Source organism: Microvirga sp. P5_D2 (assembly GCF_054049475.1).
In genome coordinates, this window is sequence record NZ_JBFUMH010000227.1 from 1 (window position 1) to 6449 (window position 6449).

The following is a 6449-nucleotide window of genomic DNA, read 5'->3' on the forward strand; positions in this document are numbered from 1 at the left end:
GGTGGTGGTGATGGAGCATGTGGCCAAGGCCAAGGACGGCTCGGAGGACCCGAAGCTGCTCAAGGCCTGCGCGCTGCCGCTGACCGGCGCGGGCGTGGTCGATCTGGTGATCACGGATCTGGGCGTGTTTGCGGTCGACAAGCGGGGCGGCACGGGCATGACGCTGATCGAGCTCGCCGATGGCGTGACGGTGGACGAGATCAGGGCCAAGACGCAAGCGGAGTTCAAGGTCGCGCTCGACGGCCAGCAGGTCGCCTGAGCCACACCAAACACGATCACCGGAAAGCGGCCCATAGGGCCGCTTTTCTCGTTATGAGCTCGACCCTTCCAAAACCTTCGGCCGTGCCTCGGCGCTGCGCACCAGTTGGATCACGGGGAGAAGGCCGATCAGCACGATGAAGAGAGCGGAAAGCGAACCGTCCTCGAACCGTCCGCGCGCCGCGTAGGTATAGACCTGCGTGGCCAGCGTTTCGGTGTTGAGGGGACGTAGCAGCAGGGTCGCCGGCAATTCCTTGATGCAATCGACGAAGATCAGCAGGGCCGCGCTCGCCAGGGCTGGCCGCATGAGCGGCACCTGGACCTGCCAGACCATTTCGCTGCGCGATGCGCCGAGCGTGCGCGCCGCATCCTCCAGGCTCGGCGACACGCGGTCGAGGCCGGCGGACAGGGAGCCTGTCCCGAWGGTCAGGAAGCGGATGACATAGGCAATGACGATGGCTCCCGCCGTGCCCATGAGGAGCAGTCCGAGCCGTTCACCCGTGAGGTTGCGCCACAATGTGCCGATGAGGCCATCGATCTGCACAAGCGGCGTCATGAGGCCAAGAGCCAGCACCGTTCCGGGAATCGTGTAACCCAGACTCGCCAGGAACAGCGTGCCGCGCGTGAGTGGTGACTTGGCGATGCGCGCTGCCGAGACGAGCAGGGTGGCGATTGCCAGGATCGCGACGGTCGCTGTCACGGAAAGCGTGATCGTCGTCATGAAATGCGACAGGAACTCGCCGTTGAGCTGTTCGGAGAAATCGAAGCGCACGAGTTCACGCAGCAGGAAGGCGAGCGGCAACACGAAGCCGAGGATGACTGGAATGGTGCACAGAACGCTCGCGAGCCAGGCGCGCCCACTGACAAGCGGCACTGGATTCGTCACGCGCGGACGCTTGGCGGAATTGGCGTAGCGCCTGTCCTTGCGGCCATAGCGCTCGATCAGGATCAGCGCGACTACGAGGGCCAGCATGACGCAGGCAATCTGCGCGGCACCTGCGAGGGAGCCACGATTGAGCCAGGTGTTGAAGACGGAAACGGTGAGAGTGCGGACGCCGAGATACTCGCTCGCGCCGATATCGTTCAGCGCCTCCAGCAGCGCCAGAGACAGGCCGACGGCGAGGGCGGGGCGGGCGAGGGGCAGGGCGATGACGCGGAAGAGCTTGATGCGGCTTGCGCCGAGAACCCGCGCAACCTCGATCATGCTCGCGCTCTGCGTCAGGAACATCGCCCGCGCCGCAATGTACACATAGGGATAGAGCACGGCGGACATCACCAGGATGCAGCCGGGAAGCGAGCGGATTTCAGGAAACCAGTAATCGCTGCGAGATTTCCAGCCCATGAGATCGCGCAGCGCCATCTGCACGAGKCCCGCGGAGTCGAAAATCTCCACATAGATGTAAGCGGTGATGTAGGTCGGCACCGCCAGCGGCAGCGGCAGCAGCCAGACGAGAACGTCGCGTCCGGGGAAACGGTGCGCCGTCACGAGCCAGGCCGAAGTGATGCCCATGGACCCGGCAACGAGCGCAATGCCGGCAAGGAGTGCGAGCGTATCGACGATGCTCGCGGGCAGAACATTCGCGATCAGATGCGGCCAGATCTCCGCATCGCCTTCAGCCGCGATTCCGATCAGCGCGGCGATCGGCATGAGCACGACAAGGCCCACCGCCGCCACGGCGGCAGACAGCCACCAGGGGGTGCGTTTCACGCCGCGCCGGCGAGCAGGGCGGAGAAGGGCCTGTGTCTCTGCAGCTATCGTCAATGGAAACGGCGCCACCGTAACCGGCAGCGCCCCTCGTCATGAAAGAGGCGGCTTTGAGGGTCGCCTCTAGATGTGCCTGTTTCCGGCTTATTGATCAAAGCCGACTTTGTCGACCAGTTCGCTCGCCTTCTTGCGCTGCTTGGCGATCTCGGCGATCGGCACGTTGTCGGCCTTCAGCTCGCCGAAGGAAGCGATGGTCGGATTGATCTTGATGCCGGCCTTAATCGGATACTCGGAGTTGGCGTCCGCATGGATACGCTGCGAGTCGTCGGAGACCATGAACTCCATGAACTTCAGGGCATTGGCCTTGTTCGGAGCATGCTTGGCAAGCGCCAGGCCCGAGACGTTCACGTGGGTACCGCCGCCCTGGAAGGTCGGAAGGATTACATTGACCGCCTGGCCCCACTTCTTCTGCTCTTCGTCCTTGCCGTTGAGCATGAGCGAGACGTAGTAGGTGTTGCCGATGGCGATATCGCAGACGCCGGCCAGGATGTCCTTGGCCTGCTCGCGGTCGCCGCCGGAGGGCTTCTTGGCGAGGTTCGCCTTCACGCCCTTCAGCCATTCCTCGGCCTTGGCTTCGCCCATATGGGCGATAGCGGCGGAGATGAGGCTGATGTTGTAGAGATGCTGGCCGGAGCGAATGCAGATCTTGCCCTTCCACTTGGGATCGGCAAGCTCTTCATATGTGATCTTGTCCTGCTTCACGCGCTCCTTGGAAGCGTAGACGACGCGGCCGCGCAGCGCGATGCCGAACCAGTGACCTTCCGGATCGCGGTAAGCGGCCGGAATGACCTTCTCAAGGGCTTCCGACTTCACGGCTTGAGTCACGCCGTAATCCTTGGCGGCTTGCAGGCGGCCGATATCGACGGTGAGGATCACGTCGGCAGGGCTGTTCTCACCCTCGGTGCGAACACGCTCCTCAAGGCCATTACTGATGAAGATCGTGTTGACCTTAATGCCCGTTTCCTTGGTGAACTCGTCCAGAACCGGCTTGATGAGGCCAGGCTCGCGAGTGGTGTAGATGTTCAGCATTTCCTCGGCGGAGGCAGTAACGCCCGATCCAGCCAGGGTACCAAGAGCAGCCGCGCCAAAGAGCAGGCCGCGGGCGAATTTCACGTTCAACATCATTGAGATCCCTCACCATCAGCATTGAGCAGCTTGAATCGCGCTCAAACATGGCTGCAAGAACCATGGCCACTTCGAGGGGTCAATAAAAATATACGTTAAATCAATAGCTTAGATGTTTTCTAAACTGAGATTCATTAGAAAAATTCTAAGCTGAGGCTGCCTGTTTATGAGGGGCTGTTTCATGAAGATGGCTCTTCAAGCGAGCGATTTCATGTTCCATGCCTTGCATGTTCTTGAACAGCCGCTCGCTGGTGAGGCGCAGGAAGTAGAAACCGAATTCCGGGTTCTGGAAGTAGAGTTGGCGCACCTCATCGTAGGAGATGCTGAGCACTTCGCCTGCTTCCAGGCATTCGAGAGTCTGGGTGCGCTTGTTCTCTGGCGACATGAAGCCCATTTCGCCGACGACCTGACCGTCTATCAGCTCAATGTTCAACTCCCTCAAGCGGTAGCGCCCCGAAAGGGTGTAGAACATGCAATTGGCAATGTCCCCACGCGCGAACAGGATCTCTCCCACCTTCACCGCGTGACGCGTCATGAAGGGCTTGAGCCAATCCATCGACAGATCGCTCTTCGAGGCCTGCTTCACCTTCTTGATGAGGCGCAGCATCTGGTAGAGGCGGTAAGCGTTCAGGGGCAGCAGGATCAGGTTGACCGTCATGCTGGGGTAGAGCCCCATGATCGACGCGTAGGTCAGTGATACGACGTTGGTAACGATCCCGATGCAGCGCAGCGGAATGATCGTCTTCATCGCACTGCCGGCGATGGCCAGGCCCGCTCCTAGCCAGCCGATTGCTTCCACCCAAGTCATGGAATCTGTTCCCGTTTCTATATGCCGTATGGGCATATATCACTAAGCTGGGTCGCAGGGACAGTCATGCCTTGGTGCAGATTACCTCAGTGGATGAGGCTCCGTAGAGGTAGTCGGCCTCAGCGCGGTGCGGATGGGCGTGGCGGGACGAGGCGGTCAGGGACGCTGAGCCCGCGCCGCTGCTGGGCTACGGTGCCGGTCGTGCCAGTGGCCTGCCGGGGCGGAGCACTCCTTTCTACCGACGGCGGCGGTGGAACGTCGGTCCGCGGAAGGACACCCTCTGCCGAGGGCGATGTGGAGCACCCGCCGAGAGCGAGGGCCGTGAGGGCGAGGGCAGGGATGATCACCTGGAGGCGCATGGTCTAACTCCGCAATTCTGCCGCAGAAGCTAGGCCGTGAGACGCGGAAGTCGAGTCTTCAACCGTGTCTTGGAAAATCAGTCGGGTCTTGGAAAATCGCGAAAAATAAGGGCCGAGGTCTCCCCGCCTGCGGATGAAAGCCTACCTGATAGGGTGGAAGGTCCGTTGCAAATCGAGAGGAGCCCCATGGTCTTGCGTCGCGTGCTGAAGATCCCGCAATCGGGAACCGGGGCGATCCGTATCATAGGTGGGGCTGTGCTCTTCCTGTCGGTGCTGTCGGGCGCGGTGCAGGCCAAGTGCCAGGACGGCCCGGAGCCCAAGGTCGATTGGTCCGGCTGCTCCAAGGCCCGCCTGATGCTGACCGACGACGATCTCACCGGCGCCCAATTCCAGCGCTCGCTTCTGACCTTGAGCGATTTCGGGTCCTCGAAGATGGCGGGTGCCAATCTCAGCGAGACGGAGGTCAGCCGCACCCGGTTCGAGAAGGCCGATTTGTCCAAGGCCGATTTCACCAAGGCGCTCGGATGGCGCGCCAATTTCGCCCAGGCCATTCTGGTCGAGACCAATTTCAGCTCGGCCGATATGAGCCGCTCCAACTTCGCCCAGGTGAAGGCTACGCGAGCCGACTTCTCCAAGGCGGAACTCAACCGTTCCGACTTCAGCGGGGCCGATCTGGAAGGCGCGAACCTATCCAAGGCCGAATTGGCGCGGGTTCTCTTCCAGCAGGCCAAGCTGAAGGGCGTGGATTTCAGCTATTCCAACCTCGCCCGCGCCCACCTGGAGGGAGCGGTCCTCCAGGGCGTCAACATGGCAGGCTCCTACCTTTACCTGACGCAGATCGGCGGGACCGATCTCAGCGGGGTGACGGGTCTGACGCAAGGTCAGATCGACATCGCCTGCGGCACGGCCCAGACGAAGCTGCCCAGCGGCCTCAACGCGCCCAGCAGCTGGCCCTGCAAGGAGGGTGTGGACTGATCGGGCTCAAGTCGGATGAAACCAAGGCATGAGCTTAACCGTTGGATTCCTTGAAATTCCTTAAGTCCGATCCTTGATGTCGGGCTGCTTCGCGGGAGTACGACCGACGTGACCACGCTCAAGGAGTTCGAGGATGCCCTTCGCGAGCAGGGCATGCACATGGCCCTCGCGATCTTGCAGAAGATGCGGGACCGGGACAGGGAGAAGCGAACGGTTTCTCCAGGACGCCGGATCGCCGGACGCAAGATGACGCCGGAACTGGCCCGAAGCATTCTCGAGCTTCACGGCACGACGGAGATGACCCAGCAGGAGATCGCCTTCCAGCTCGGCGTGAACCAGGGACGGGTCAACGAGGTGATCAAGCACGGCAAGTGGCTGAATGACGACCCGGCCTCCCCGGAGGCTCAGGCCCGCGACAAGGCCAAGGCCAGGATGGCGGAGAGATCTCCCCGCCGAACGGCTCCGAAGCCCTTAGTGAGCGCGGCGCCCAAAAAGCAGAAGGCACGGATCGTACGCAATCAGGCTCAGCTTTCCCTGGGAGATTTGTAATCGTCTACAAAGTCAGCCGCGACCGTCCCATTATAGGGATCTGGTCGCGGCCTTAGGCCCGTAGTTTGCCCCCACGGGAAGCTAAGCCTAGACCCTGAAAACATGACGTGAGTGAGGCCTTAGCTTGGCATTAAGATTTTTTTAACTTTTCTGGAACCAATGCGCATCAAGTACGTTTATCTGCATCTCCGGTCCTTTTTGCCCCTACGGCCGGACACCTTAGAGCACCCGTTCGGGTGCTCTTTTTCTTTTGGGCCTACTCGTACTTCCGTTGATCGTCGATGACCTTGCCGTCATTGGGGAGCGTGCCCGGGGCGACCAGGGTCACCTTGCCCTTGAGCTTGGTTACCTCCTGGAGGGTCACGCCGATGGATGAGGACAACTCGTTCATCAGATCATCGCTCTCGGCCATCAGGGTCATCACGTCGGTGCCGTTCTCCCGACCCACGATCAGCCGCAGGCGGCCAAGGTCCGGATAGCGGCGGCCGATCTCGGCCATCTGCTCGGGGCGCACGAACATCCCCTTCACCTTGGTGGCCTGATCGGCACGACCCATCCAACCCTTGATGCGCATATTGGTCCGGCCGCAGGGACTGGCGCCCGGCAGGGC

At 61.4% G+C, this 6449-nt stretch carries 8 protein-coding genes; 3 read left to right on the forward strand and 5 right to left on the reverse strand.

All coding sequences use genetic code 11. The annotated features are described in order from the left end of the window. Window positions 1-259: CoA-transferase (locus ACXJKO_RS28885; protein ID WP_457094477.1), on the forward strand; the 259-nt coding region annotated here is incomplete at its 5' end. Window positions 260-310: 51 nt separating this feature from the next. On the opposite strand, the gene ACXJKO_RS28890 is transcribed toward ACXJKO_RS28885, so the two are convergent. The 4 genes from ACXJKO_RS28890 to ACXJKO_RS28905 all read right to left on the reverse strand — a co-directional run bounded on the left by ACXJKO_RS28890 (window position 311) and on the right by ACXJKO_RS28905 (window position 4315). Further along, window positions 311-1966 (reverse strand): ABC transporter permease, encoded by a 1656-nt coding sequence (locus tag ACXJKO_RS28890; RefSeq protein WP_457094478.1) that lies wholly within the window; start codon window positions 1964-1966, stop codon window positions 311-313. Window positions 1967-2107: 141 nt separating this feature from the next. Beyond that, entirely contained in the window at window positions 2108-3148 is a 1041-nt protein-coding gene (locus ACXJKO_RS28895) for a Fe(3+) ABC transporter substrate-binding protein (RefSeq protein ID WP_457094479.1), read from the reverse strand. Between the two features lie 145 nt (window positions 3149-3293). Then, complete coding sequence (locus ACXJKO_RS28900; RefSeq protein WP_457094480.1) at window positions 3294-3956, reverse strand: Crp/Fnr family transcriptional regulator; 663 nt, start codon at window positions 3954-3956, stop codon at window positions 3294-3296. A 119-nt stretch (window positions 3957-4075) separates the two neighbouring features. Further along, window positions 4076-4315 carry a hypothetical protein gene (locus tag ACXJKO_RS28905; RefSeq protein ID WP_457094481.1) on the reverse strand — a complete coding sequence of 80 codons (240 nt, stop codon included), beginning with the start codon at window positions 4313-4315 and terminating at the stop codon, window positions 4076-4078. Window positions 4316-4501: 186 nt separating this feature from the next. Between ACXJKO_RS28905 and ACXJKO_RS28910 the strand changes: the two genes are divergently transcribed. Together ACXJKO_RS28910 and ACXJKO_RS28915 are read left to right on the forward strand one after the other, a co-directional pair. Then, window positions 4502-5290, forward strand: a complete 789-nt coding sequence (locus ACXJKO_RS28910) for a pentapeptide repeat-containing protein (protein WP_457094482.1) — start codon at window positions 4502-4504, stop codon at window positions 5288-5290. A 108-nt stretch (window positions 5291-5398) separates the two neighbouring features. Then, the gene (locus tag ACXJKO_RS28915; protein WP_457094483.1) at window positions 5399-5839 is read left to right on the forward strand and encodes an RNA polymerase subunit sigma-70; all 441 of its coding nucleotides are present in this window, start codon (window positions 5399-5401) and stop codon (window positions 5837-5839) included. 256 nt (window positions 5840-6095) lie between these two features. Here ACXJKO_RS28915 and ACXJKO_RS28920 read toward each other — a convergent pair. Beyond that, window positions 6096-6449, reverse strand: a 354-nt coding sequence (locus tag ACXJKO_RS28920; protein WP_457094484.1) for a phenylacetate--CoA ligase family protein, incomplete at its 5' end; no start/stop codon positions are given.